Source organism: Candidatus Palauibacter sp. (assembly GCF_965216145.1).
Taxonomy (GTDB): domain Bacteria; phylum Gemmatimonadota; class Gemmatimonadetes; order Palauibacterales; family Palauibacteraceae; genus Palauibacter.
This window is the reverse complement of sequence record NZ_OZ244149.1, coordinates 154,561-180,127: the sequence shown is the minus strand read 5'-3', so window position 1 is coordinate 180,127 and position 25,567 is coordinate 154,561. Positions and strand designations below refer to the sequence as shown.

Genomic DNA, 25,567 nt, shown 5'->3' with positions numbered 1-25,567 from the left:
GAGGGCGGCGGGGCCCTCCTGCTCGGGCCTCGCTGCCCCCCCCCAATCGCAGCCTTACCCCTACAACCTCAGCAGTTCCGGGAGCGCTCGCAGCGCTTCGAGGCTGTGTCCCGACTGGAAGTGATCCACGTAGGGGAGGGCGGCGCTCATGCCGCGCGCCTCGGGTGCGTAGCGTGAGCTTTCGAGGAGCGGGTTCAGCCAGATCACGCGCCGGGCCCCGCGCTGGATCCGCCGCATGGCGCGTTCGAGCGGCTCGGTCTCGCCCTGGTCGAGTCCGTCCGAGAGGATGAGCACCAGGGTTCGCCGCCCCAGCATGCGCTGGCCGTGCCGGGTCACGAACGTCTCCAGACACTCCCCGATCCGGGTCCCGCTCGACCAGCCCCGCGCGCGCAGGCGGTCCAGGGCCGGGTCGATGCTCTCGCCCGCCAGCCAGGGCGTGAGGTGCGTGAGGCGGGTGCTGAACGCGAAGGTCTGGATGTCCCGTGCGCGACCACACCCCAGCAGGAAGCGCAACAGGAAGCGGCTGTAGCGCTCCATGGAGCCGCTCACGTCGCAGAGGACGACGAGCAGCGGCGGGACGTGGCGCCGGCGCCGTCTCGCGAGGCGGACGAGTTCGCCCTCGTGCGCCACGACCGAACGGAGCGTCCTGCGGACGTCGATGGGGCCGCGCCGGCCGCCGGGCTCGAGACGCCGGCTGCGTCGGGTCGACAGCCGGACCATCAGCCGGTCGAGCCAGGCATCGACCTCGCGGAGTTCGTCCCTGCCGATCGACGCGAACGAGCGCCGGGCGAGCGAGTCGGACGCGCTGTACGCCGCGCCGATCGGCCGCGGGCTCGAATCCGGGTCGTCCGGGTCCGATCCGGCCTCTTCGTCCCGGGCCGCGGCGCCCGGGCGATCCGGCGACGAGAGCCCGCCGACGGGCGGCGGGGGCCTCGGCGCCGAACGGGCCTTCGACAGGAGGTCATCGGCCGGCGTGGGCGCGCGCTCCCTCCGCCACCAGGGCCAGAAGCACCGCTCGAAGATCGCCAGGTCGGCGGGGCTCGAGCAGAACGCGGCCCCGAGCCCGACCCGCACGTCCTCGGCATCGCCGCCGTCGAGGTACTCGAGCGCGGCGAGCGCGGAGGTGGATTCGGAGAGCGCGCAGTCGACGCCCTCGCCGCGCAGCCGCCGGCCCAGCTCGGCGACCCGCTCCGGCGTCACCTCTCCGCGTCTCGCGAGGGGGCGAGCAACGCCTCGAGGCGCTCCACCGTGAGCCCGGCGAGATCGTTCGGGTCCTTGACGAGCGCCCCGATCGCGTCGCGGGCCGTTTCGGGCCCCAGCCCATCCGCTCCGAGCGCCTCGAGGGCAGCGGCGAAGTCGAGGGTCTCCGCCACGCCGGGCGGCTTGGCCAGCCGCTCCCGCCGCAGCCGCTGGGCCAGCCCCACCGCCTCGTGCGCGCGAGTTCGTCCGATCTCCGGCCGCCGTCGCCTGAGGATTGCCACCTCGCGCTCCGGCTCGGGATAGTCGATCCACAGGTAGAGACAACGTCGCCGCAGGGCGTCGGACAGTTCGCGCGTACCGTTGGAGGTCAGGAGGACGACGGGCCGCGTGCGTGCCGCGATCGTGCCCAGCTCCGGGATCGACACCTGAAAATCCGACAGGAGTTCGAGCAGGAACGCCTCGAACTCTTCATCCGCCCGATCCACCTCGTCGATCAGCAGGACCGGCCGCTCCTCGCAGCGGATCGCTCGCAGGAGGGGGCGTTCGAGCAGGAAGCCGGGCCCGAAGATCGTCCGCTGCACCGCGTCCGCGTCCCCGTCACGGCCCTGAAGGCGTATGTGAAGGAGTTGCTTCTGGTAGTTCCATTCGTAGACGGCCGTGGGAAGGTCGAGCCCCTCGTAGCACTGGAGGCGTATGAGTTCCGTGCCGAGCCAGGAAGCCACGGCCTTCGCGATTTCGGTCTTCCCGACACCCGCCGCGCCCTCGACAAGGAGGGGCTTCTCCATCACGAGGGCGAGATGCACGGCCGTGGCGATGGTCCGGTCCGCGACATAGCCGACCGACTCGAGTCCCTCGACGATCCTCGCGATATCGGGTCGCAAAGCTCCGTCCTCCATCTCGCGTTCACAGGGCCGGGCGGGATGCCGAAGGCCGTCGGAGGTGCGTCGCCGGTTGCGGACGCTCGGCCGCAAACTCAGCTTGCTCGGGTCTCCGGCCCGCGCGCCGCCCGTGCGCGGCAATATAAGCGCTCCCCCGCACACCTGACGGGACCGGCGCGCCGATCGGCGCCGCCCCTTCCCGAGGCATACGCGATGGCGATCGAGATCGAAAACAGCTTCGACGTCCCTCAGCCCGTCGACAAAGTCTGGGGGTTCCTGACGGATCCCGAGCGGATCGTGGAGTGCCTCCCGGGCGCGAGGCTGATCGAAGCCGTTGACGAGCGCACCTTCCGGGGCGAGATCGGCCTCACGCTGGGGCCGATCGGGATGCGTTTCATGGGCCGGATCCACTTCGAGGAACTCGACGCCGAGCGCCATCACATGGTGATGACGGGTGAGGGAAGGGACAGACGCGGGAGCGGTAACGTGCGGATGAAGATGGAGAGCGATCTCCGGGAGCGTGAGCAGGGAGGGACCCGCATCCGGGTCTCACAGTCGATCGCGCTCACCGGGCGGCTGGCCTCGTTCGGGCGCGGGGGGGTGATTCAGTCCGTCGCGAATGTTATGTTCAGCCGCTTTACGGGGTGCCTCCAGCGGAAGCTGGCGCAATGAGAGTTGGCTAGGCACCCGGTGTCAGGAGCGGCGGCGGCGGCACATGAACCCCGGCGACGCTGCGGGGTAGCCAAGCAGGTGTGGCTGCGTCTTGCGCACAGCGCCGACTCACGTTAATCGACCTTGATCCTCCTGTTACGAGGTGTCGCTAGATTGGTTGTGTTGCACGGCATTCCGGTCCGTGCGCTGTGTTCCGTACGAACGGTCAGAGGTACTCGATGAGAAGCACACGCAACATCCTGTCCTGGGTGGCAGCCGGGGTCGCCGTCCTCTCCGCCCCGACGGCGCCTCGCGCCCTCGAGGCTCAGACGGGCAACCTCACCATCCTGGTCGCCACCGTGGCCGTGACCGAGCCGGTCAACCGTCGTTTCGGCGAGCGGATCGCCGAAGAGATCCGGGAGGCGCTCCAGACCTTCCCCGGCTACATGGCGATCGAACGCGACGATGCGCGGGATCTGATCGACCAGTTCGACCTCGACGAGAGAGCCATGACCCCCATCGACTGGCGGCAGCTGGCGATCCAGATGAACGCCAGCCTCGTCATGCTCGGGACCGCGGCCCAGGCCGGCGGCGTCGTCGAGGTGGACATCACATTCACGGAGCCGTCGAGCGGGGACGAGTTGCCGATGCGGTCGTTCGTCGTGGCGGACGACGACTCCCACGAGGAAGCGGCGGCGCATGCGATGGAGCAGCTCGGGACCGCCGTCGAGTACGCGCGGTCGCTGGCGTTCTGCGCGGATTACCTCGCCTCGGAGCAGCCGAACGACGCGATCAGCAACTGCAACGCGGCGCTGAGGCTGAGCCCGGAGAGCGAACGGGCCCATTATCTGCGCGGCCGGGCGCACATGCTGAGCGAGGCGTGGGCGGACGCGGCGGCCGACCTCCAGTGGGTCGTGGACGAGAACCCGTCGAGTACGGAAGCGCTCGAAGCTCTCGCGTTCACGCACGCCCAGCTGGGCAACGGCGCCGAGTCGCTTCGCTACTATCAGGAGTTTCTCGGGTTCCAGCCGGACAGGGTCGAAGTGCGCATGCGGATCGCCTACGACCTCACGCAGGCGGGGCGCTGGGGAGAGGCCGTGCAGCTCCTCAAGGACGGCGTGGAGCGGGCCCCCGACAACGAGGACCTGCTCGAGTACCTGGCCGGCGCGGCCCTCCAGGCGGGGCAGACGGCGGGTGAGGTCACGGATGCCGATATGATCCGGGAGGCCGTCGACGCGTCCGGCAAACTCGTCGAGCTCCAGGGCGACGCCGTGAGTCCCACCACGCTGTCGAACGCCACGAACGCCTACATGCTCATCGAGGAGTACGACAACGCGCTCGCGTTCTCCGATCGAGCCCTCGAGGCGATCGCGGGGTCGGACGGCGCGAACGGCGAAGGCGAGATGTCCAGAGAAGACCTCATGGCCCAGGTCCACTCGTCGCGCGCCAGGATCTACGATCGCCTGGAGGACCCCGCGACCGGCGTGGCGGAACTCGAGCAGGCGCTCGAGTACAACCCGGATGTGGAGAATGGGCGCCAGCAGCTCGCCACGCTGAAGCTAAAGGCGGGAGATACCGCCGGGGCCGTGGAGGACTTTCAGGCCGCGGTGGCCGCGGGCGCCGACCCGGATCAGGTGGCCAACGCCATCTTCTCCCAGGCCCATGTGACACACTTCGAGGCTCAGATGGGGGTCTATACGAATCCTGTGGCGATCGACGTGGGGGAGGTCGCAAAGGCGATCGAACTCTTCGCCGCCGCCGCCGAGTTTGCCCAGACGCCCCAGACTTCGGATCAGATCCACTTCTTCCTCGCTTTCGGCTACTACATGCAGGGAATCGCCTACGACGGGCGCAACGAAGCCGACGAGGCGTGCGGTCCGGCCCGGAACGCGCTGACCGCGTTCCAGAGAGTGACATCGCACCTGAACCAGTCGGGCAGCTATCAGGCGGCCAGCCAGCAGCAGATCCGCGACGCGATCGACGTACAGCTGTATCGCCAGGAGCAGATCATCGAGTCCTCCTGCAGCCGTTAGGACAAGGCAGCGCCCGTAAGGAGGCGCTCCGCAGCCCGGTGCCCGGCTCGCGTTCTCCGCGGGCCGGGCACTTTTTTCCCCTCCTGATGGTATCAGATGGGGTAAATAGGGGTTGACACCCATCGTCTAGGGGCCTAGAGTGGCACTCGGTGGGTGGAAACGGGGTCGTTCTGGGAGGAACACCCAAACGAATGTCGAAGGCACGATTTGCCGGGCTTTCTGGGGAGTTATCGACATCAGCTCGACTCGCAGGGTCGGGTCAGTCTACCGGCGCCCTTTCGAAAGGGCCGGGAAGGCGAGCCGTTCGTCCTCCTCCAGACCGAACCCGAGGCGCTGTCTCTCTATCCCGAGCAGGCGTGGCGGGACGTGCAGGACGACCTGCGGGAGATGTCGAGTCGGCAGCCGCGTTTCCGCCACCATGTGCTGCGGGTCACGGCGAGCGCAGTCCAGGTTTCGCCGGACGCGCAGGGGCGGATCCTGATCCCGGAGAGGATGCGGAAGGCGGTCGCGCTGGAGACGGAAGCGTTGGTGGTCGGCGCGATCAACCACGTTCAGATCTGGGATCCGGAGACGTTCGAGAACGTGACGAGCGCGAGTGATGAGGAGTTCGAGCGGCAGATAGAGAAAGTGTTCGCCTGACGGGTCACCCGATCACCGCACGGTGGGGGCAGTCGAGGATAGGCTGACGGAGTGACGGAGGAGACGTTCCGGCATACGCCGGTCATGCCGGACGAAGTAACGCGGTTACTTCGCCCCGAACGGGGGGGCGTCTTCCTCGACGCGACGATCGGCGGTGCGGGGCATGCGATCCGGCTGTTGGAGACCGGGTCGGCCGTGCGAGTGATCGGAATCGACCAGGACGGGGAGGCGATCGAGGCCGCGAGGAGGCGGCTCGCGCCGCTGAGCAAACGGGTGAGGCTGATACGGGCGAATTTCAGGGACCTCGGACGCCCGGAATTCGCGGCAGAAGTGGACGGCGTGGCGGGGGCCCTGATGGACCTGGGCGTCTCGTCGCACCAGATCGACACGAAGGCGCGCGGCTTCTCGTTTCGTCCGGGTACTCCGCTCGGGATGCGGATGGATGAGACGAGGCGCGAAAGGTCTGCCGCCGACCTGCTGAATCGGGCGGACGAACACGAGTTGGGCCGGGTCTTCCGTGATGGGGAAGAGCGCAGGTGGCGGGTGCTCTCACGTGAGGTGGTGCGGCGGAGGAAGATCCGGTCCTTCAGCATGAGCAACGACCTGGTGGCCGCGTTGTCCGCGGTGCTGGGTCGTCCGGTGCAGGAGAAGCGGAAGGCCAGGTTGTTCCAGGCCCTGCGAATCGCGGTCAACGACGAGTTGGCCGCGCTCGGCGAGGGGCTCGATGGAATCCGCGGCCGCCTCGCCCCGGGCGGACGGCTCGTGGTTCTCTCGTACCACTCGCTGGAGGACCGTGTGGTCAAGCGGGCGTTCCGCGAGTGGTCCGCGGAGTGCGTCTGCCCGCCGGGTCTGCCGGAGTGTCGGTGTCGGGGAGAGTCGCTGGGTCGAGTGCTGACGCGCCGGCCGCTGCGGCCCGCGGAGGAGGAGGTGGCCCGGAACCCCCGGGCGCGGAGCGCGCGACTGAGAGCGTGGGAGAAGCGGCTGGCGGATGGGTGACGAAAGGGGAGGCGCCCGGACGGTCCGGCGACGGATCCTGCTCCGGTGGTCCGGCACAAGCCTCGCGGTTCTGGCGCTGGCCGCCTCTCTCGTGACGGTGGTTGGTCGCGGAGAAGAAGGGCGGCGGCTGACCGCGGAGCTTCGCGGCCTCGAAGCCGAGGCGCGAATCGTCGCGGATCGGATCGATGTGGCACGCACCAGGGTGGACTCCCTGACGACGCCGGCCCGGATCGAACGCGCGGCGGGCGCGCTGGGACTGCAGCCAGCGGTGGAAGAGCAGCTGCTTCAGGTCGATGCGACGAGCTCACGGGATGAGGAGGGAGGGGACAGGTGACGCGGTTCGGCATTCACGGCACCACGGAGGTCGCGGAAGTCGCCGGCGACGCGCGAGAGGCGGCCCTCTCCCGCACGCACCGTATCAGGCATCGGGTACTCGGCGTCGCGATCACCCTCGTCGCGCTCGGATACGCCGTACGACTGGGAGAACTCCAGATCGTCGAGGCGGACGAGCACCGCAGGGCCCAGCTGGAGCAGAGCGCCGAGTGGGAGGCGCTGCCGGCTCCACGGGGCAGAATCATGGATCGGCGCGGCCGCGTGCTCGCGGCGCCCGATACACGCTACCAGGCCTTCCTCGCCGTAGACGAACTGAGGCTCGAGCGGAGTGCCGCCGTCGAGGCGGTCGCGGCCGTCGTCCCCGTGCCGTCGGACCGCCGACGGGCCGTCACCGAGGCCGAGGGCGGATGGTCGCTCGTCGCGAGCGACATCAGCGACGAGGAACGCGTTCGCATGCAGCGCACGATCGGGCACGGCATATACTTCGAGAGCCGCGCCGCGAGGGACTATCCGCGAAGCATGGGCCGCCGGCTCATCGGCGCCGTGGGCGCGAGCGGGCGAGGGGGTACGGGGCTCGAGGCCGCCCTCGACGAGTGGCTGGCCGGCCGGGCCGGCCAGGCGGAAGTGCGGTTCGACGGCCGCCGGAACACCTACCGTCCGTCCGGCGGGAAGGTCATCGAGCCGGTCCCCGGACACGATGTCGTCCTCACCATCGACGCGGAACTGCAACGGATCGCGGAGAACGAACTCGCCCGGGCCCTGACGAAGACCGGGGCCAGCGGGGGGGACATGGTCCTTCTCGATCCGCGCACGGGAGAGGTCCTGGCGCTGGCCAGCGAACGCGCCGACGGGGCGCCCGATCAGATCTCGGCGCTCTCCGATCCCTACGAGCCGGGTTCCACGGCCAAGCCGTTCCTGCTCGCCTCGCTCCTGAGCGAAGGCGTCGTCGATCTGGACGAAGTTGTTGATGTGGAGGGCGGCGAGCTGCGGATCGGGTCCAGGGTGATCCGCGATGTCCACGGCTATGACACGCTCCGGGTCCGCGAGATCATCTCGAAGTCGAGCAACGTGGGGGCAGCCAAACTGTCCGCGCGTCTGCCGTCGGCCGTTCAGCACCGCTATCTGCGCGACTTCGGATTCGGAATGCGAACGCAGGTCGGGTACCTCGCCGAATCCCCCGGGCGCCTGAGCCGACCGGAATCGTGGACTTCGCTCAGCCCGGCTTCCCACGCGATCGGCTACGAGATGTCGGCCACGTCGCTGCAACTCGCGGCCGCCTACGGGGCGATCGCCAACGGCGGGATCCTGCTGAAGCCGAGCCTGGTACGAGAAGTGCGGGACGCATCGGGACGCGTCGTCGAGCGCTTCGAGCCTCAGGCCGTGCGGCGCGTGATCCCCGAACACGTGGCGGCCCAGGTTCGCGACGTGCTGGAAGAAGTGGTCCGCGACGGGACCGGCACGCTGGCCCGGATGGCGCGCTTCGCCGTGGCGGGCAAGACCGGGACCGCCCGTCTCGCGGTCGACGGCCGCTACGCGCTGGGCCGCTACCGGGCCTCGTTCGTGGGCTTTGCGCCGGCGGACGACCCGAGGATCGTGATCCTCACGCGGCTCGAGGATCCGAAGGGCGGGGTCTACTACGGCGGCGCGATCGCGGCGCCTACGAGTCAGGCCGCGCTCGAAGCGGCGCTGGCGGCCGATGGCGTGCAGCTCGATCCGCGCCTCGTGGTCTCGGACCCGCGCCCCCGGCCGTGGTCGGACCCGTCGCGCGCGGCGGAGGGGGCGGAGCGGGCCATCTTCGCCGCCAGCGGCGCTGGCGGCCCGGAGGAGCCGTGGGGAGGGGATCTCGGGACCGAAGGCCTCGTCCCCCTTCCGGACCTGACGGGCCTGTCCGTACGGGCGGCTGCGGCGCAGCTGCACGGACTCGGCCTGCGGGTGGCGTGGCAGGGAAGGGGCGTGGTCGCGTCGCAGAGCCCGCCGCCGGGCAGCGAATTGGCTCGCGGCGAAACCGTCGTGCTGAAGTGAACGGATCGGCCGGCCCGGCGGCCGGCACGGTGGAAGAATCGGCCATTGCCGCAGCAGATCATCACAAATGAACAGGTCGAACGCCGACTGGCCCGCGCGGGTCAGGCGCCGCGATGGCGGGGCCTCCCGCCGGCGGTCTTTCCGGGCCTTCGCTCCGACTCCCGGCAGGTCGGGGTCGGCGATCTGTTCTGCGCCATCCCGGGAGTCCGGGTGGACGGTCACACCTTCGTCGGGGCCGCCGCGCGCGCCGGGGCGACGGCCGCGGTCGTCGAACGGGTCGTCGAGGCGGAGATCCCGCAGCTGGTGGTCCGTGATGCCCGCGCGGCCGTATCGCACCTCGCCGCGCTCTTCGCGGGAGACCCCGGCGCCTCGCTTCGCCTGATCGGCATCACCGGTACGAACGGCAAGTCGACGACGGCGTGGCTCACGCGGTGGATCCTCGCGGACGCGATCCCCGCGGCGGCCCTGGGCACGCTGGGCCCGGTCTCGGTCGATGGCGAGGTCGGAACGCCGAGGCTGACGACTCCCGATCCCATCGACCTCGCGCGGGAACTCGCCGAACTCAGGGCGGGCGGGGCGGAAGCCGTCGCGCTCGAGGTCTCCTCGCACGCCCTCGACCAGCGGCGCGCGGACGGCTTCTCCTTCGATGCGGTCGCCTTCACGAGCTTCAGCCGCGAGCACCTCGAGTACCACCCGGATCTCGAGGCCTACCGGGCCGCCAAGCTCCGGCTGCTCGAACTTCTCGCACCCGGCGGGGTCTGTGCAGTCAATGACGACGAAGAGGCCTGGAGAGGCATCGGACCCGACGGCGCGAAGACCCTCCGCTACGGCTTCGAGCCCACGGCGGACATCGGCGCGGACCGGCTGGTCCTTTCCGCGGACAGTTCCCGCTTCCGGCTTCGGGCCCGGGGGGAAAGGGCGGAGGTCTCGCTTCCGCTCCCGGCCGACTTCAACGTTCAGAACGCGCTCGCGGCCGCGGCCATCGCGTGCGGCCTCGGCCTCCCGCTCGAGCGCGTCGCGGCCCGACTGTCCTCGGCCCCGCCCGTTCCGGGGCGGATGGAGGTACTCTCGCGGGAACCCGTCCTCGTGATCCGGGACTTCGCGCACAACCCCGACTCCTGCGAACGGGCGCTCTCCACGCTGCGTGCGATCGTGCCCGGGCGGGTCATCGCCCTCCTCGGCTGCGGCGGCGACCGCGACCGCGGAAAACGGCCGCTGATGGGCCGGATCCTGGCTCGACTGGCCGACGTCCCCATCGTTACCAGCGACAATCCGCGATCCGAAGACCCGGCGGAGATCTGCCGCGACATGGTCGCCGGCCTCCCGGCCGACGCTTGCGAGATCGTCATCGACCGCCGGGAAGCGATCGCCCGCGCGATCGCTCAGGCCGGGCCCGCCGACGCGGTCGCGCTCCTCGGCAAGGGGCATGAGACGACCCAGATCATCGGGGACGAGAGGCTCCCGTTCGACGAACGTCAGATCGTGGCCGAGATCGTCGCGGGCTCCGTCAGGGCCGACGCGAACGGTGGCCCCGCATGAGTGCGACGACCCAGGCCCCGGCGTTGAGGTCCGGGGAGATCCGGTCGGCGCTCGGGCTCGGCGGGGGCGCGCCCGAAGAGCGGGCCTACACCGGAGTGTCGTCGGATTCGCGGACGCTGAGGCCCGGCGAACTGTTTGTCGCGCTGAGGGGAGAGCGGCACGATGCCGCCGACTTCCTCCCCCAGGCGGCGGCCCGCGGGGCCCGAGGCGCCATCGTTCCAGCCGGACGCGAGGACCCCGCACTGCCGCTCGAGTACTTCGCCGTGCCCGATCCCCTGCGCGCGCTCGGCGACCTCGCCGCCGCGGCCCGCCGGGAGTCCGCCGCCGCCGTCGTCGCGATCACGGGGAGTTCGGGCAAGACGACCGTCAAGGAGATGCTCGCCTGCGCGCTCTCTGAATCGCGGCGCGTGTACCGGACCCAAGGCAATCTCAACAGCCAGGTCGGTCTCCCGCTCACCATCCTGCGCGCGCCCGCCGCCGCCGATGCCTGGGTGCTGGAGGTCGGCGCCAGCGAGCCGGGCGAGATCGGCCGCCTCGCGGAGATCGCGAGGCCCGACCACGTCGTCATCACGACCGTCGGGGCCGCGCACCTCGAGTTCTTCGGCGACGTGGCCGGGGTGCTGCGCGAGAAGATGCAGCTGGCGCACGGCGCCTCCGGGCGCGGCGTGCTCGTCGTGGGCGAGGAGCCCGGCGTGCTTCCGGCCGCCGCGCGAGCATACCGCCCCGACGCCATCGTGGCCGGCATCGGACCCGGGGCCGACTTCACCCCCGACGCGTATGCGACCGGGCCGGATCGCATCGAGTTCCGCCGCCGCGGCGAGCGCTTCGTGCTCGGTGTCGGCGGCGAGCATCACCTCCGTGACGCCCTGATCGCCGCCGCCGTGGCCGAAGTGCTGGAGGTGCCGGCGGCCGCGGCCGCCCGGGGACTGTCGCGCTACGAGCCGCTCGGCATGCGTGGTGCGATCCGGCGCATCGGCGGACTCACCGTGCTGGCCGACTGCTACAACGCCAACCCGGACTCGTTTCGGGCGGCGATCGACCAGGCCCGGCGTCTGCTCCCCGGCCGCCGCCGCGCCGCTTTCGCCGGCTCCATGCTCGAACTCGGTTCGGAGGAGGCCCGGGCGCACCGGGAGATCGGGGACGAACTGCTCGCGGCGGGGTTCGACGTCATCGCCGCGACCGGACTCTTCCTCGACGCTCCGTTCGACGGCGCAGAGGCCCCCTCGATCATCCGGGAGGAGGATCCCGCCGCGGCCATCGCGGCGTTCGGCGACGCCCTCAGGGGCGATGAGGTCGTGCTCGTAAAGGGCTCGCGCGGCGCGCGGCTGGAGCGGGTCATCGACGAGCTGGAGGCCCGTTTCGGAGGGCGCGCCTGATGCTCTATCACCTCCTGTTCCCGCTCGCGGACCAGCATATCCTGTTCAACGTCTTCCAGTACATTTCGTTCCGCGCCGCTGGAGCGATGGTGACGGCCCTCCTCACCGCGTTCCTCGTGGGCCCGGGCGTCATCTCGCGGCTTCGCCGACACGGAATCGGCCAGGTGGTCCGGGCCGACGGGCCCGCCACGCACCTCAAGAAGGCAGGCACGCCGACGATGGGCGGTCTCATCATCCTCGCGGCCTGTCTCGTTCCCACGCTCCTCTGGGCCCGCCTCGACAACACCTACGTATGGATCGCCTTCGGCGTCACCGCGTGGATGGGCGCGATCGGGTTCATGGACGACTATCTCAAGATCGTGCGTCATCACTCGCGCGGCCTCATCGCGCGGTACAAGCTCATCTGGCAGTTCGTGCTCGGTCTCGCGCTCGGCGGTTTCCTCCTCTGGCAGCCCCCATCGGCCTACGGCGCGACCCAGACCATGCTGCCTTTCTTCAAGGACCTGACCGTCGTTCTGGCGCCCGCCGTCTTCCCCCTCTTCGTGGCGGTCGTGGTGGCGGGGACGGCGAATACCGTGAACCTGACGGACGGGCTCGACGGACTCGCCACGGGGCTGGCGGCCATCGCCGCGCTCACCTTCGGCGCCTTCGCCTACGCGATCGGGCGCGTGGACACTTCGGCCTACCTCGGAGTCCTGTACCTGAACGGAGCCGGCGAGTTGTCCGTCTTCTGCGCCGCGCTGGCGGGGGCGGCGATCGGCTTTCTCTGGTTCAACGCCCACCCCGCGGACGTCATCATGGGCGACACCGGCTCCCTGGCCCTCGGGGGTGCGATCGGCGCCGTGGCCGTCCTCCTCAAGTCGGAGTTCCTCCTCCTCATCGTCGGCGGTGTGTTCGTGCTCGAGGGGCTCTCGGTGATGGCCCAGGTCGGCTGGTTCAAGTTCAGCCGCTGGCGCTGGGGAGAGGGTCGCCGCCTTCTCCGCATGGCTCCGCTGCATCACCACTTCGAGAAGCTGGGCTGGCCCGAGCCGCGCGTCGTCACGCGCTTCTACATCCTCGGGATCATCTTTGCCCTCGTCGGCCTCGCGACGCTCAAGATCCGCTGATGGCGCGCAACGGCCGACCTCCGCTCTTCGCTCCCGGCGACCCCGTCGCCGTCCTCGGTCTCGGCGTGTCGGGCACCGCGGCGGCCCGTCTGATCCATTCTCTGGGAGCGGAGGTCTATGCCAGCGATGCGTTCGAGGGACCCCGGCAACAGGAGGCCGCGGAAGCCCTCTCCGCCGAGGGTATTGAGGCGGAAGTGGGGCGGCACGACATCGACCGCATTCTGGACGCGCGCCTCGTCGTCACCAGCCCCGGGATCGCGCCGAGCGCGGAGATCCGGCGGACCGTCGCCCAGGCCGGTGTTCCCACCGTGGCCGAGATCGAGGTCGCGTACCGGCACCTCACGTCCCGCGTCATCGGCATCACGGGCACGAACGGAAAGACCACGACCACGGCGCTCTGCGGTCATCTCCTGCAGCAGGCCGGGATCGACGCCATGACGGCCGGCAACATCGGACGGCCTCTCTCCGACGTCTCGATGATGAAGCGGCAGCCGGACTGGGTCGTCGTCGAACTGAGTTCGTTCCAGCTCGCCGATCTCCGGGCCTTCCGGCCCACGATCGGAGTCCTGCTCAACCTCGCCGCGGACCACCTCGACTGGTACTCGAGCCTCGAGCGCTACTACGAGGACAAGGCCCGTCTGTTCGCGAACGCGGACGGCGATAGCCGCTGGGTTCTCAACGGGGACGACGCCGGGGTGCTTTCGATGGCGCGCCCCGCCGCGGGACGACGATACCTGGCCTCGAGCGAGGCGCACGAGGAACCCGGGGCCTGGCTCGACGAGGCGGGGAACCTCGTCCAGCGCCTCGAAGCGGGGGCGGTCCCGGAGACGTGGATCGCGGCCGCGGATCTCCCGCTCGTCGGCGCGCACAACGTGATGAACGCGCTCCTGGCCGGGCTGGCCGCGGCGCTCGCCGGGTGCGATGCGGCCTCGATCGGCGCCGCCCTCACCTCCTTTCGGGGACTGTCGCACCGTCTGCAGCGGGTGGGTGAGTTCGACGGCGTGGAGTGGATCAACGATTCCAAGGGGACGAACGTCTCCGCGACCAAGGTCGCCCTCAACGCCTTCCAGAGGCCCCTCGTGGCCCTTCTCGGAGGCCGGCACAAGGGGGAGTCGTATCGATCGCTCATCCCCGCGCTGCGGGAGAACGCGCGGGCCGTGATCGCGTACGGCGAGGCCGCGCCGCAGATCGTGCGGGAACTCGGTGACGCGGCGCCGATCGACGTCGCCGGCAGCGTCCGGCAACTCGTCCGCCGCGCGCGCGAGGCCGCCGAACCCGGCGATGTGGTGCTCTTTTCACCGGCGTGCTCCAGCTACGACATGTTCCCGGACTACCGGGTCCGGGGTAAGGCCTTCGAGCGCTGCGTGCTCGAGTCGTACGGGGCGCTCGAAGCGGAAGGGGGGGAAGGGTGACGGATCACACCCTCGACTGGGAGCTTCCGCGCGTCCAGCGGACCGCGGGATCGCCCGCCTGGGTGCGAAACGCACTCCTCGCGATCACGCTCGTCCTCGTCGTGTTCGGGCTCCTGTCCGTCTATTCGGCCAGCGCGTTCGCGGCGCAGCAGAGCGGACGGTCCGGCAACTACGTGCTGCTGAGCCAGCTGGCGCGCGCCGGCGTCGGCGTCGTGGCGCTGATCGTGGCGGCGTTCGTCGACTACCGCGTGTACGAACGGCTGGCCTGGCTCATTCTCGCGGTCGCCGCGGCGCTGCTCCTCGTCCTCATCCTGCCCGGCACGACGGAGATCGCGCCCGTCCGGAACGGGTCGCGCCGCTGGCTGGAGTTGGGGCCGGTGACCTTCCAGCCCTCGGAGCTGGCCAAGGTGGCCGTGGTCATCTGGACGGCGGCGCTCGCCGTGCGCAAGCAGGAGGCGTTCGACCGCTTCCGCGGCGGGGTGCTTCCGTTCCTCCTCATCCTCGGGCCGGTGCTCGTGCTCATCGCCGCGGAACCCCACCTCTCCGCGACGCTCATCACGGGCGGGCTGCTGGCCACGGTGCTGTTCGCGGCGGGGATGCGCATCCGGCACTTCCTGCTCCTCGCGCTGCCGGTCGTCCCCGCCCTGTGGTGGCTGGTGAGCTCCAACAGCTACCAGCTCGCGCGCATCCTCGCGTTTCTCGACCCCGGGAAGGACACCTCCGGCATCGGCTACCAGCTCCAGCAAGCGGAGATCGCGATCGGCTCGGGCGGCGTGACGGGCGCCGGATACGGCGAGAGCACACAGAAGCTCCATTACCTGCCCGAGGCGCAGAACGACTTCATCTACCCCATCATCGCGGAGGAATGGGGGTTCGTGGGCGCCGTCGCGGTCCTCGCGCTTTTCCTCGTCTGGACACACCTCGGCCTCCGGATCGCCCAGTCGGCGCCGGACCTGTTCGGGCGGCTGATCGCGATCGGGCTGACCGCGATCGTGGCGATCGGGGCGTTCGGCCACATCGGGGTCACGCTGGGGCTCCTGCCCACGACGGGGGTCAGCCTGCCCTTCATCAGCGCGGGCGGCACGGGCCTCGTCACGGCGCTCGGGATCACGGGTGTGCTGCTCAACGTGGCTTCGCGGCGGAGGCGCTGACGGTGGCGGCGACGCGCATCCTGCTCGCGGGCGGCGGCACGGGAGGCCATCTGTATCCCGCGCTCAACCTGGCCGACGCGTTCGGGCGGCTGGCGCCGGACCTCGAGTGCGTGTTTCTGGGTGGCCGGAGGGGCCTGGAGGCGCGTGTGCTGCCGGACGCCGGGTACCGGTTCCGGCTCTTGCCGCTGCAGCCGCTGTACCGCCATCGCCCGTGGCGAAACTGGCGTCTGTTCGCCTCCGCCCCGGCCGTCCTGGCGGGAGTCCGGCGGGCGTTTCGTGACTTCGATCCGGCGCTCGTCGTGGGGACGGGAGGTTATGTCGCGGCCCCGGCGCTCGCCGGCGCCCGGCTCCGGCGCGTCCCCTCGGCGATCCAGGAGCAGAACGCGGCCCCCGGGCTCGTGACGCGCCTCTTCGCGCCCGGGGTCGATCAGATCCATCTCGGATATCCGGAGGCCGAGGCCCGGCTGCGCGTGCGGGACCGGAAGCGGCTGCGTGCGCTCGGGAACCCCGTCGCTCCGGGCGGAGGCGGGGGCGCCGCCGTCGGCTTCGATTGGCCTCCGGGCCGGAACCTGCTCGTCTTCGGGGGGAGCCAGGGGGCGCTCGGGCTCAACCGGGCCTTCCTGCGCGATCTCGAATGGGCCGCTCAGCGCTCCGAGGCGTGGCCGGACGGCGTGTCGGTGGTGTGGATCGCGGGTCCGGCGCATGCGGATCGCGTCTCCGCGCGCGTCTCGGCGCTGCCCTTCGCGCACCGGGTGCGTGTCGTCCCCTATATCGACGACCTCGGGCGGCAACTGGACGGCGTGGCCCTGGCGCTGTGCCGGGCGGGCGCGATGTCCCTGGCCGAACTGTGCGCCGTCGGGCGGCCGGCCGTGCTCGTGCCGCTGCCCACCTCGGTCGGCGGCCACCAGCTGACGAACGCGCGGGCGCTGGCGCGCGCGGGCGCTGCCGAGCTTCGCGAGGAGACGGCGCTGGAGCCCGGCGACCTGTGGTCGACGTGCCGCGCGATCCTGGCCGACGACGCCCGTCTCGGCGGCATGTCCGCGGCTGCCGCGAGCCGCGGCCGGCCGGACGCGGCGCTCGCGATCGCGCGCGAGATGCTGAACCTTCTCGACCGGGCCGCGGCATGATCGGGGCGACGGCGGACGCGCGTCGTCCGGCGGGCAGGGCGGACCTCCCGGGGCCCGGGGCCCGCGTGCACCTCATGGGTATCGGGGGCGCCGGCATGCGGGGTCTGGCCGTGCTGCTGCAGGACGCCGGCTACCGCGTCAGCGGCTGCGACCGGGCCCCCGGCGACGCGTTGCGCGATCTCACGTCGCGCGGCATCCGCATCGAAGGCTCGCACGACGCGGCGCACATTGCCGGAACGGAGCTGCTCGTGCGCAGTTCCGCCGTCCCCACCGACCTCGCGGAAGTCGCCTGCGCCGCGGCGGCGGGCGTGCCCGTCATGCGCCGGGCCCGCGCCCTCGGCGCCCTCCTCGGCGACCGCACCGTGGTCGGCGTCGCCGGGACACACGGGAAGACGACGATCACGGCCATGACCGGCCACGCCGCGGCGGCGGCGGGCCTCGACCCGCTGGTCCTCGTTGGAGGCCGCGTCTCCGCCTGGGACGGCTTCGGCCGCCTCGGGGAGGGGCCCGCCATCGTGGAGGCCGACGAGTACGATCGCTCGTTCCTCGAACTCCGTCCGACCGTCGCCGTGGTCAGCTCCCTCGAAGCGGAGCACCTCGACACCTACGGAGACCTCGCCAGCCTCCGCTCGGCCTTCTCCGAGTTCGTCGAGCGCGCGCGCCACGCCGACGGCCTCATCTACTGTCACGACGACGACGGCGCCCGTGCACTGGCCGAGTCCACGGGGTTCGGCTTCGGGTACGGGTTCGGGCCGGGCGCCTGGTGCCGAATCGAGACGGCGGGGCCGCGCGCGTGCCGCCTGAGATGGCCGGACGGCGTCGCGGAGATCCGGCTCCGGGTTCCGGGACGCCACAACCGGCTCAACGCCGCGGCGGCCTTCCTTTCCGTCCTGAGGCTCGGGGGCGATCCCGGCCGGGCGGCGTGCGGGCTGGCGAGCTTCCGGGGCGTCGCCCGCCGGCTCGAACGCATCGCCGACTGGCCGGGTCTGAAGGTGTTCGACGACTACGCGCACCATCCGACGGAGGTCGCGGCGTCCATCGCGGCGCTCAGGGAGGCGCACCCCGATGCCCGTCTCACGGTCGTCTTCCAGCCGCACCTGTTCACGCGAACGCGCGACTTCGCGGGGGCGTTCGCCGACGCCCTCTCCGCGGCGGACGAAGCGCGCGTCCTCCCCGTGTATCCCGCCAGGGAGGCGCCGATCCCGGGCGTCGGCTCCGGATTGATCACCGGCGCGGCCCCCGCGGCCGAGGCGATCGACCGCGAGGCCGCCCTCGAACTCGTCTCGCGGGAGCGCACGGCCGGCGATGGGGAGGCGGTCCTGGTTTTCATGGGCGCCGGCGATGTCACCGACCTCGCGCACGCGGCCATTCGACGACGGACGGGCGATGCGGTGGGAGCGTGATGTCCCGCTGGGGCCACTCGCCCGGTACCGCATCGGCGGGCCCGCCGCGCGGCTCGCCCGGCCCCGATCCATCGGGGAACTCGCCGCGGCTCTGCGGGACGCGGCCGGACGGGAACACCGCGTACTCGGGACCGGCGCCAACGTCCTCATCGGCGACGCGGGGTCCGCGGAGCCCGTCCTCGTCCTCGATGGCGAGTTCGCCTCCCTGCGGGTCGACGACGGCACGATCGAAGCCGGGGCCGCCGCCCGTCTCCCCGCTCTGGCCGGCGCCGCGCGTCGCGCCGGCCGGGACGGCTTCCACTTTCTCGAGGCCGTGCCCGGCACGGTCGGCGGCGGTCTGCGCATGAACGCCGGATCCCGGGAGGACTGGCTCTGGGACCGGGTCCGCTGGGCGGAGGCCGTGACCCCCGAGGGTGAACTCGTGCGGCTGCGCCCCGAGGAAGCGGCGCCCGCCTACCGCCATGTCGAGGTGCCGACCGACTGGGTCTTCGTCCGCGCCCTCTTCACCGCGACCCCCGGTGACGCCGAGGCCATCCGCCATGCGCACCTGACCTTCCGTGAGCGCAAGGTGAGGGATCAGGTGTACGAACTCCCCTCGGTCGGGTCGACGTGGAAGAATCCCGGCCCGCCGCACCCCGCCGCCTGGAGGATCATCGAAGAGGTGGGGATGCGGGGGGTCAGGGTCGGCGGAGCCCAGGTCGCGGAACGCCACGCCAACTTCATCGTGAATCTGGGCGGGGCGCGGGCCGGGGATGTGCTCGCGCTCATGGCCGAGACGCGCCGCCGCGCGCTGACGCGGTTCGCCGTCGCGCTCGAGCCCGAGATCCACCTGTGGGGGTTCGCGCCCGAGGAGCGCGCCCGCGTGGGGGCCGCGTGATTCCTCCCGTGTGGGACCCGGATGATCTCGCCCGTCCGGCGGCCGATGAGGACGGAGAGCGCAGGGCGCCGCGCTCGCGGCGGATGACCCGCCGGGGACGTCGGCAACTCCTCGTCGTCCTCATCGCCGTCGCGACGGGGTTCTCGGTCCCCATCTGGGTCCCGCGCATCCTGGCCACCCTCCCGGCGTTCCGAATTGAAGAGGTCCGGGTCGTCGGGACGAACCACGCGCGGCCCGACCAGGTGAGGATGCTCGCCGCCATCGCCCCCGACGCGTCAGTGTGGGACGACCCCCGAATCTGGGAGTCGCGGGTTCGCGAACACCCGCTGGTCCGCGAGGCGACCGCCCGGCGCAGCGGCTTCCGGGCCCTCGAGATCTCCGTGGTGGAGGAGCGCCCGGTCGCGCTGGTCGCCACGCCCGAGTTGCGTCCCGCGACCCGTGACGGCCGGCTGCTCCCGCTCGATCCATCGTCCGCGGGACTCGATCTCCCGATCATCCCCGGCCCCGTGGAGACAGACGGAGACTTCGTGGCCGATCCCCGCATGCGCGAACTCATCGCCACCCTCGAACGGATGGATCGAACCCGTCGCGACTTCATCTCCCTCGTCTCCGAGGTCGGGCCGGCCGACGAAGGCGGCTACCGATTCCTCCTGCTACCCGGCGCCGGGGCGGATGTCGTGCTGCTGCCGCGGGAGGACCCCCTCGGCGCGCTCGACCGGGTCTCGATCGCGCTCGGTCAGATCGAGGATCGACGCATCGCACGTGCGGACGCGCGCTTCACGGGCCAAGTTGTCATGACACGGGCGGAGGCGAGATGATCCAGGGGGTGGGGAGCATTGTCGGGGTGGACGTGGGATCGACGAAGACCGTCGCGGTCGTCGCCTCCGTGCCTCCCGGCCGCGAATCCACGGACCCGCTCGAGATCCTCGGGCTCGGCGTCACGCGATCGGAGGGCCTGAGCGGGACGTCCGTCACCCATCTGGAGGCCGCCACGCGGGCCGTTCGCGCCGCCGTGGGGCAGGCGGAGGCGGTCGCCGGCCGCGAGGTGGAGGTCGCCTACGTGAGCGTGCCCAACGCCTGCGTGCGGACCGCGCGGTCGAAGGGCGTGCTCCCCATCTCCGGCTCGGAGGTCACCGCCACGGACGTGAAGCGCGTGCAGGAAGTCGGCCGCGCCGTCCCGGTCCCGTCCGGCCACGAGTTGATCCACGCGCTGTGCCGGCAATACGCGGTCGACGGTCGCGATGCCGTACGCAACCCGGTCGGGATGACCGCCGCCCGTATCGAGGCGGACCTCTGCATCGTGACCGCCGAGGTCGCGATCCTGCGCGACCTCTCGAAGATCGTCGACCGGGCGGGATACCGTGCCGACGAACTCGTCATGGGGCCGCTGGCCACGGCGCTGGCGGTGCTCGACGAGCGGGAGCGGGACGCGGGCGTCGCGCTGATCGAGATCGGCGGGGCGACCACGGACGTTCTCGTGTACCGCGACCGCCGGATACTCCACGCGGCCACGCTGCCCTGGGGAGGGTCGACCGTGACTCGGGATATCGCGCGCGGCCTCGGGGTTCACGAGGATGAGGCGGCGCAGCTCAAGGAAATCTTCGGCGCGGCCCGGCGGGACGCGGTCGATGCCAGGGAAATGCTCGACGTGTCGGGGGCGCGCCACGGCGGCGCCCGGCGCGTATCGCGCGAGTTGCTGGCGCACATCATAGAACAGCGGCTGGACGAAATCCTGGGGCTCGTGTACGAGGAACTGGAAGGGAGCGGGACGCTCCACCGCCTCGAGGCGGGGATCGTCCTGAGCGGCGGCACGGTCTCGCTCCCCCACATGGATGACCTGGCCAGGTCGGTGTTCAACCTGCCGGTGCGCATCGGCGTTCCGTCGCAGGGCATCACCGGCATGGTCGAAAGCGTCGCGCGCCCGTCCTACAGCACGGCGGTGGGGCTGGTCCTCTACGGCGCGGCGCGGGTTCCGGTTCGTGGCCTCGCGGGAGCGACACGGGCGTTCGCAAGGGTTGGAGGATGGATCAGAGGATTCTTCTGATGGGAGGGGGAGGACACATGGTGTTCGAATTCGACGACGGGATCCCGCGCAACGCGCGGATGAAGGTGGTGGGCGTGGGTGGCGCCGGCGGCAACGCCGTCAACCGAATGATCGACGAGGAACTCGAGGGTGTCGAGTTCATCGCGATCAACACCGATGCCCAGGCGCTCAACGGGTCCGAGGCCCACCTCAAGGTCCAGATCGGGAAGGCGCTCACGCGCGGTCTCGGAGCCGGGGCGCGACCCGAGATCGGACGGCAGGCGATCGCGGAGAGCGAGGAGGAAACGCGCGCGGCGATCGCCGGGGCGGACCTTGTCTTCGTGACGGCGGGGATGGGTGGAGGCACCGGTACGGGGGCCGCTCCCGCGATTGGCCGCATGGCGCGCGAAATGGGCGCGCTCTGCATCGCGATCGTCTCGCGGCCCTTCCACTTCGAGGGCAAGAAGCGGATGCGGCAGGCCCAGCTTGGCCTCCGGGAACTCCGCCGCGCCGTGGATACGATGATCGTCGTGCCGAACGAGCGCCTGCTCGCCGTGGTCGGCAAGGACACGACGTTCGGCCAGGCGCTGAAGAAGGCGGATGAAGTGCTCCTGCAGGCGACGCGGGGGGTCTCCGACCTCATCTCGGTCACGGGCGAAGTCAACGTCGACTTCGCCGATGTGAGGACCGTGATGTCGAACCGCGGCGCCGCGCTGATGGGGACGGCGACGGTGAGCGGAGAAGAGCGGGCCGTCGAGGCGGCGCAGCAGGCCATTTGCTCCCCTCTGCTCGACAACGTATCCATCAACGGTGCGACGGGCGTCCTCATCAACATCAGCGGCGGCCCCGACATGACGATCGACGAGGTGACGACCATCAACTCGATCGTCCACGAGGCGGCCGGTGAAGAGGGTGAGTTGATCTTCGGCGTCGTGCACGATCCTCAACTCGAGGGTACGCTGCGCGTGACCGTGATCGCGACCGGATTCGGGGAGACGGAGGAGGAGCACGAGGAGCCCCGCGCGGCGGCGACGGTCGCGTCGGCGCCGCCGAACGGCCGGATCGTGATCGGGTCGATGTACAAGGGGCCGCGCCTCTTTGATGACGAGGTGGCGAAGGTCGCGCCCCGGGCCGCCGAGGTGGCCGGGGAAGTGGCGACCGAGGACGTGGCGACCGGGGAAGTAACGACCGAAGAAGTGGCGACCGAGGACGTGGCGACCGAGGACGCCGCGGAAGAGTCGTGGGTCGGCGCCCGCCCCCATTTCGAGGATCTGGAGATCCCGACCTTCATTCGACGGCAGATGGACTAGCGCGGTTGAACACGAGACGTCTCATAGCGGCCGGAACGGCCTTCGCGTGCCTTTCCGCCATGGGGTGGACCGCGCTCCGTTTCCGCGCGGGCCCCGCCGACGAGGTCAGGGTCGTCGAGGTCCCGACGCCCCCCGCCCCGGTCGCGCTCGTACACCGTCTGGCGTGGGGCGAGACACTCGGCGGCGTGTTCGAGAAGTACGGGCTGGATCGCGGCCAGACGCACGGGATCGTCGAGGCCATGGGCGCCTTCGAGAACCCTCGCCGGTTGCGCCCGGGCACCGAAATCCACTTCGTCCGACGGCCCGGTGAGACTCCCGCCCGGATCCGGATCAAGCTCGACCCGGACCGCATGCTCCACATCTGGTCCGAGGGTGAGACCGCGCGGAACTGGGCGGCGCGGCTCGACTCGGTCGCGGTCACCCGCGACACCATCCTCCTCGCGGGACTCATCGAGACGAACCTGTTCGATGCCGAGCTGTCGGGTGACGTGGACCGGCTGGGCGACGGAGAGCGTTTCGAGGTGGCGCACCGGCTCTCGCAGGTCTTCGCCTGGCAGATCGACTTCTGGCGCGACCTGCGGAAGAACGACGCCTACCGGATCCTCATCGCGCGCGAGGTGCGGCCGGATGGTTCCGTGCGCAACGCCACGGTGCTCGCGGCCGACTTCCGCAACGACCGGCGTACCCTCACCGCGGTCGGGTTCCAGCCCGGAGGGCTAAAGGGCGGGCTCGCGGGCGGGCTCGCCGGCGTGGAGTACTACGACGCTTCGGGGGAGGCGATGCGGGGGCAGTTCCTGCTCGCGCCGCTCGACATCGTCCGAGTCACGAGCCGCTTCAACCAGCGACGCTTCCATCCCGTTCTGAGGCGTACGCGACCGCACCTCGGGGTCGACTACGGCGCCCCTAGGGGCACGCCCGTGCGGGCGACGGGAGCCGGCCGCGTGAGCCGCGCGGGCTCGTGGGGCAGCTACGGTACGGCGATCGAGATTCGCCACGCGAACGGCATCCGCACCCGGTACGCGCACCTGAGCGGGATCGCGCGCGGCATCGGGAGCGGGACTCAGGTGGAACAGGGGCAGGTGGTCGGGTACGTGGGCGCCACCGGCCTCGCCACCGGGTCTCACCTGCACTACGAATTCCTCCGCAACGGGGCGCAGGTGAATCCGGCCCGGCTGCAGCTGCCGCGCGCCGAACCCGTGCCGGATGAGCTGCGCGCCCTCTTCGGGACCGTGCGCGACGATGTCCTCTCACGCCTGCGACGGGTTCCGATGCCGCTCTACACCGAGCTGCGCCTTCGCCGCACACAGGATTGACCCCCGGCCTCTGGGTTCTGGTCGCGCTCGGCGCGGTCGCGATCGCCGGCTGGGCCTATGGCACGCGCGAGGAGCGCGTGGCGGGGCGAGGCGGCCCGGCCGCGGTTCGGGCGGTGGCGATCTTCCTGATCCTCGGTGGCCTCGCCCTCCCCGCGCTGCGCGGGACCGGCCTGGGCGCTCCCGAACGAGTCCTGCTGCTCGACCTCTCGCGGAGCATGACGCTTCCCGTCCGGCCGGGCGACCCCTCAGCGCGGACACGGCTGGACTCGGCCCTGGCGGTGCTGTCCTCCTTCGCGCCGGACCGGGTGTACCTGTTCGGCGAGAACCCCGTGCCCGCGCCGCTCGACTCGCTGACCGCGCTCATCGCCGGACACGACGCGAGCCGCCTCGAACCGGCCCTGCAGGCGGCGCGGCTGGGTGGGGCCGACAGCGTCCGGGTGCTCACCGACGGCGACCTCTCCGACCGGGCGGCCGCCATCGAGACGGCGGAAGGCCTCGGCCTCGGGGTGCGCGAGATCCGGGTCGCCACCCCGGCGCCCCGCGTCGGTTTGGCTGCGCTGCGTGCGCCGGAACGGGCCCGGGCCGGCGACACGGTCCGCGTCACGCTGGAGTTTCGGTCGGGCGGAGGCGGGGGTGAGCTGCCCGACAGCGTGAGCCTCCAGCTGGAACGCGAGGGCGAGGTCGTCGCCTCCTCGCGGGCCCCGCGTCCCGCTCCGGGGCGAACCGGCCGCGCCGAACTCGCCTTCGTCCCGCGGGACGAAGGCGGCGGACCGGCCTGGCGGCGCTACGAGGCCGTGCTCGCCGACCCCCCCGATCCCTTCGGCGTCTCCGGCCGGATCGGAGCCTGGATCGAAGTCTCCGAGGCCGCCGCCGGCGCGGTGCTCGTCTCGACCGCCCCCGACTGGGAGGCGCGCTTCCTCGTCCCCGCGCTGGACCGGCTCGTGCTGGGCGGGGCGCGCGGCTACCTGCGGCTCTCGGACGGGCGCTTCCTGGAGATGGGCGCGACGCCCAGGGTCGTCGAGGAATCCGGGGTGCGAGCCGCGGTCCGGGGCTCCCGTCTGCTCGCGGTGCAAGCCGTCCCCGGGGAGATGCCGGCCTGGCTGGCCGGAGCGCTCGCCGCGCACCCGCGGACGCTCTTCTTCGCGGAGGGGGCGGGCGATGTGCCGGGCGTGGGCTCGCGGCTGACCGGGCCGCTGCCCGGCGAGTGGTACGCCGCCGGCCCCGTGCCCGCGAGCCCTTCCTCCGCGCTGCTCGCGGAGGCCGATCTCGACCTCCTGCCGCCGGTGCGCGAACTCTACGCCGTCGAACCGCCGGGCCGCTGGTCCGTGCTCAACGCGAACCGGAACCGCCGCGGCGAGGGGCGGCCTCTGCTCACGGCGGGAGAAGACGGCGCGCGCCGGTGGGCGCTCTCGGCGGCCTCGGACTGGTGGCGCTGGTCGCTGCGCGGCGGCGACCCGAGACGCGTCTACGAGGGCGTGTTCAGCGGGATCGTCGGGTGGCTGGTCGAAGACGCCACGCCGCGTCTCGCTTCACTCATCCGGCCGCCGGCGGTCGGGCGGCCGCCGGTGTGGCGCATCCGCCCCGGCTCCACCGACCTGTCGATCCGCCTTCTCGACGGGGAGGGCGCGGAAGTGTGGAGCGAGTCCGCCGCCGATCCGCCCCCGGAGGTCATCGGGCCCGCGCTGCCGATGGGGAGCTTCGAAGCCGTGGTGACGGCCACGGGCCCGGATGGTCCCGTCGAACTGCGGCGGCCCATCGACGTCACGGCGGATCCGGCGGAGTTCCTGCCCGGCCCCGCAGCCGAGCCCCTCGCCATCGCGGCGCAGGCGCCGCCGCGGCCGCCGATGGAGGTTCGCCCGCCCAGGCCGGTGTGGCCGTTCCTCTTCGCCGTGCTCCTCCTCTGCGGGGAGTGGGTCTGGCGTCACCGGATCGGACTCCGATGACCCCCGCCGTGCGCCGCCGCAAACGCGGCCTGTGGCGCCGGATCGTCGACTTCGCCCTCACCGATGTGAACACGCTCGTCGACGGGGGGCTGAACGACGCCGCGATCGAAGGTCTCGAGCAGGTGCTGCTCGAAGCGGACTTCGGGGTCGACATGACGCTGGAGCTGGTGGAGGAGCTCGAGAGGGCGGCGAGTCGCGGCGCCATCACCACGGAGGACGATCTGCGCGACGTGCT

The 25,567-nt window shown here is 71.4% G+C and carries 21 protein-coding genes and 1 pseudogene; 20 read left to right on the top strand and 2 right to left on the bottom strand.

Features of this window, described 5'->3' with window-relative positions; translation table 11 throughout:
• Positions 1-60: 60 nt before the first annotated feature.
• Positions 61-1,200 carry a vWA domain-containing protein gene (locus ACOOHF_RS00820; protein ID WP_420463004.1) on the bottom strand — a complete coding sequence of 380 codons (1,140 nt, stop codon included), beginning with the start codon at positions 1,198-1,200 and terminating at the stop codon, positions 61-63.
• Positions 1,197-2,081 (bottom strand): AAA family ATPase, encoded by an 885-nt coding sequence (locus tag ACOOHF_RS00815; protein WP_420463003.1) that lies wholly within the window; start codon positions 2,079-2,081, stop codon positions 1,197-1,199. Before ACOOHF_RS00815 ends, ACOOHF_RS00820 begins: the two co-directional genes overlap by 4 nt.
• Positions 2,082-2,291: 210 nt before the next feature.
• Here ACOOHF_RS00815 and ACOOHF_RS00810 point away from each other — a divergent pair, with 210 nt between their 5' ends.
• From ACOOHF_RS00810 to ACOOHF_RS00715, 20 genes and pseudogenes are all read left to right on the top strand, one after another.
• Positions 2,292-2,750 carry an SRPBCC family protein gene (locus tag ACOOHF_RS00810; protein WP_420463002.1) on the top strand — a complete coding sequence of 153 codons (459 nt, stop codon included), beginning with the start codon at positions 2,292-2,294 and terminating at the stop codon, positions 2,748-2,750.
• A gap of 218 nt (positions 2,751-2,968) precedes the next feature.
• Positions 2,969-4,762 carry a tetratricopeptide repeat protein gene (locus ACOOHF_RS00805; protein ID WP_420463001.1) on the top strand — a complete coding sequence of 598 codons (1,794 nt, stop codon included), beginning with the start codon at positions 2,969-2,971 and terminating at the stop codon, positions 4,760-4,762.
• A 207-nt stretch (positions 4,763-4,969) separates the two neighbouring features.
• Positions 4,970-5,401 (top strand): division/cell wall cluster transcriptional repressor MraZ, encoded by a 432-nt coding sequence (locus ACOOHF_RS00800; RefSeq protein ID WP_419936597.1) that lies wholly within the window; start codon positions 4,970-4,972, stop codon positions 5,399-5,401.
• A 51-nt stretch (positions 5,402-5,452) separates the two neighbouring features.
• Positions 5,453-6,397 carry a 16S rRNA (cytosine(1402)-N(4))-methyltransferase RsmH gene (gene rsmH / locus ACOOHF_RS00795; RefSeq protein ID WP_420463000.1) on the top strand — a complete coding sequence of 315 codons (945 nt, stop codon included), beginning with the start codon at positions 5,453-5,455 and terminating at the stop codon, positions 6,395-6,397.
• A complete protein-coding gene (locus ACOOHF_RS00790) occupies positions 6,390-6,731 on the top strand; it encodes a hypothetical protein (protein ID WP_419936599.1) in 342 nt (113 codons plus the stop codon). The genes rsmH and ACOOHF_RS00790 overlap by 8 nt, the downstream gene beginning before the upstream one ends.
• Positions 6,728-8,752, top strand: a complete 2,025-nt coding sequence (locus tag ACOOHF_RS00785; protein ID WP_420462999.1) for a penicillin-binding protein — start codon at positions 6,728-6,730, stop codon at positions 8,750-8,752. The genes ACOOHF_RS00790 and ACOOHF_RS00785 overlap by 4 nt, the downstream gene beginning before the upstream one ends.
• Before the next feature lie 45 nt (positions 8,753-8,797).
• A complete protein-coding gene (locus ACOOHF_RS00780; protein ID WP_420462998.1) occupies positions 8,798-10,291 on the top strand; it encodes a UDP-N-acetylmuramoyl-L-alanyl-D-glutamate--2,6-diaminopimelate ligase in 1,494 nt (497 codons plus the stop codon).
• The gene (locus tag ACOOHF_RS00775; RefSeq protein WP_420462997.1) at positions 10,288-11,667 is read left to right on the top strand and encodes a UDP-N-acetylmuramoyl-tripeptide--D-alanyl-D-alanine ligase; all 1,380 of its coding nucleotides are present in this window, start codon (positions 10,288-10,290) and stop codon (positions 11,665-11,667) included. Before ACOOHF_RS00780 ends, ACOOHF_RS00775 begins: the two co-directional genes overlap by 4 nt.
• A complete protein-coding gene (mraY, locus tag ACOOHF_RS00770; RefSeq protein WP_419936603.1) occupies positions 11,667-12,773 on the top strand; it encodes a phospho-N-acetylmuramoyl-pentapeptide-transferase in 1,107 nt (368 codons plus the stop codon). The genes ACOOHF_RS00775 and mraY overlap by 1 nt, the downstream gene beginning before the upstream one ends.
• Positions 12,773-14,185, top strand: coding sequence for a UDP-N-acetylmuramoyl-L-alanine--D-glutamate ligase (murD, locus tag ACOOHF_RS00765; RefSeq protein WP_420462996.1), 1,413 nt, complete (start codon positions 12,773-12,775; stop codon positions 14,183-14,185). Before mraY ends, murD begins: the two co-directional genes overlap by 1 nt.
• Entirely contained in the window at positions 14,182-15,336 is a 1,155-nt protein-coding gene (locus ACOOHF_RS00760) for an FtsW/RodA/SpoVE family cell cycle protein (protein ID WP_420462995.1), read from the top strand. Before murD ends, ACOOHF_RS00760 begins: the two co-directional genes overlap by 4 nt.
• 2 nt (positions 15,337-15,338) lie before the next feature.
• Positions 15,339-16,463: a UDP-N-acetylglucosamine--N-acetylmuramyl-(pentapeptide) pyrophosphoryl-undecaprenol N-acetylglucosamine transferase gene (locus ACOOHF_RS00755; protein WP_420462994.1), complete on the top strand. Its 1,125-nt coding sequence runs from the start codon at positions 15,339-15,341 to the stop codon at positions 16,461-16,463.
• Positions 16,460-17,866 carry a UDP-N-acetylmuramate--L-alanine ligase gene (murC, locus tag ACOOHF_RS00750; protein WP_420462993.1) on the top strand — a complete coding sequence of 469 codons (1,407 nt, stop codon included), beginning with the start codon at positions 16,460-16,462 and terminating at the stop codon, positions 17,864-17,866. Before ACOOHF_RS00755 ends, murC begins: the two co-directional genes overlap by 4 nt.
• On the top strand, positions 17,850-18,743 hold the full coding sequence (gene murB / locus ACOOHF_RS00745; protein WP_419936608.1) for a UDP-N-acetylmuramate dehydrogenase: 894 nt from the start codon (positions 17,850-17,852) through the stop codon (positions 18,741-18,743). Before murC ends, murB begins: the two co-directional genes overlap by 17 nt.
• Positions 18,740-19,561, top strand: coding sequence for a cell division protein FtsQ/DivIB (locus ACOOHF_RS00740; protein ID WP_420462992.1), 822 nt, complete (start codon positions 18,740-18,742; stop codon positions 19,559-19,561). Before murB ends, ACOOHF_RS00740 begins: the two co-directional genes overlap by 4 nt.
• Positions 19,558-20,787 carry a cell division protein FtsA gene (ftsA, locus tag ACOOHF_RS00735; RefSeq protein ID WP_419936610.1) on the top strand — a complete coding sequence of 410 codons (1,230 nt, stop codon included), beginning with the start codon at positions 19,558-19,560 and terminating at the stop codon, positions 20,785-20,787. Before ACOOHF_RS00740 ends, ftsA begins: the two co-directional genes overlap by 4 nt.
• Before the next feature lie 17 nt (positions 20,788-20,804).
• Complete coding sequence (gene ftsZ, locus ACOOHF_RS00730; protein ID WP_420462991.1) at positions 20,805-22,076, top strand: cell division protein FtsZ; 1,272 nt, start codon at positions 20,805-20,807, stop codon at positions 22,074-22,076.
• A gap of 5 nt (positions 22,077-22,081) precedes the next feature.
• A complete protein-coding gene (locus ACOOHF_RS00725) occupies positions 22,082-23,389 on the top strand; it encodes a M23 family metallopeptidase (RefSeq protein WP_420462990.1) in 1,308 nt (435 codons plus the stop codon).
• Positions 23,386-25,332: a hypothetical protein gene (locus tag ACOOHF_RS00720; RefSeq protein ID WP_420462989.1), complete on the top strand. Its 1,947-nt coding sequence runs from the start codon at positions 23,386-23,388 to the stop codon at positions 25,330-25,332. The genes ACOOHF_RS00725 and ACOOHF_RS00720 overlap by 4 nt, the downstream gene beginning before the upstream one ends.
• Positions 25,329-25,517: pseudogene (locus ACOOHF_RS00715) on the top strand (signal recognition particle receptor subunit alpha); the annotation flags it as partial. The gene ACOOHF_RS00720 and the pseudogene ACOOHF_RS00715, both read left to right, overlap by 4 nt.
• Between the last annotated feature and the right edge of the window lie 50 nt (positions 25,518-25,567).

Excerpts from the sequence above, each read along its gene's own strand:
- ACOOHF_RS00810 (WP_420463002.1), top strand. The coding sequence starts at position 2,292 with ATGGCGATCGAGATCGAAAACAGCTTCGACGTCCCTCAGCCCGTCGAC.
- ACOOHF_RS00805 (WP_420463001.1), top strand. The coding sequence starts at position 2,969 with ATGAGAAGCACACGCAACATCCTGTCCTGGGTGGCAGCCGGGGTCGCC.
- ACOOHF_RS00790 (WP_419936599.1), top strand. The coding sequence starts at position 6,390 with ATGGGTGACGAAAGGGGAGGCGCCCGGACGGTCCGGCGACGGATCCTG.
- ACOOHF_RS00775 (WP_420462997.1), top strand. The coding sequence starts at position 10,288 with ATGAGTGCGACGACCCAGGCCCCGGCGTTGAGGTCCGGGGAGATCCGG.
- mraY (WP_419936603.1), top strand. The coding sequence starts at position 11,667 with ATGCTCTATCACCTCCTGTTCCCGCTCGCGGACCAGCATATCCTGTTC.
- murD (WP_420462996.1), top strand. The coding sequence starts at position 12,773 with ATGGCGCGCAACGGCCGACCTCCGCTCTTCGCTCCCGGCGACCCCGTC.
- murC (WP_420462993.1), top strand. The coding sequence starts at position 16,460 with ATGATCGGGGCGACGGCGGACGCGCGTCGTCCGGCGGGCAGGGCGGAC.
- murB (WP_419936608.1), top strand. The coding sequence starts at position 17,850 with ATGCGGTGGGAGCGTGATGTCCCGCTGGGGCCACTCGCCCGGTACCGC.
- ftsA (WP_419936610.1), top strand. The coding sequence starts at position 19,558 with ATGATCCAGGGGGTGGGGAGCATTGTCGGGGTGGACGTGGGATCGACG.
- ftsZ (WP_420462991.1), top strand. The coding sequence starts at position 20,805 with ATGGTGTTCGAATTCGACGACGGGATCCCGCGCAACGCGCGGATGAAG.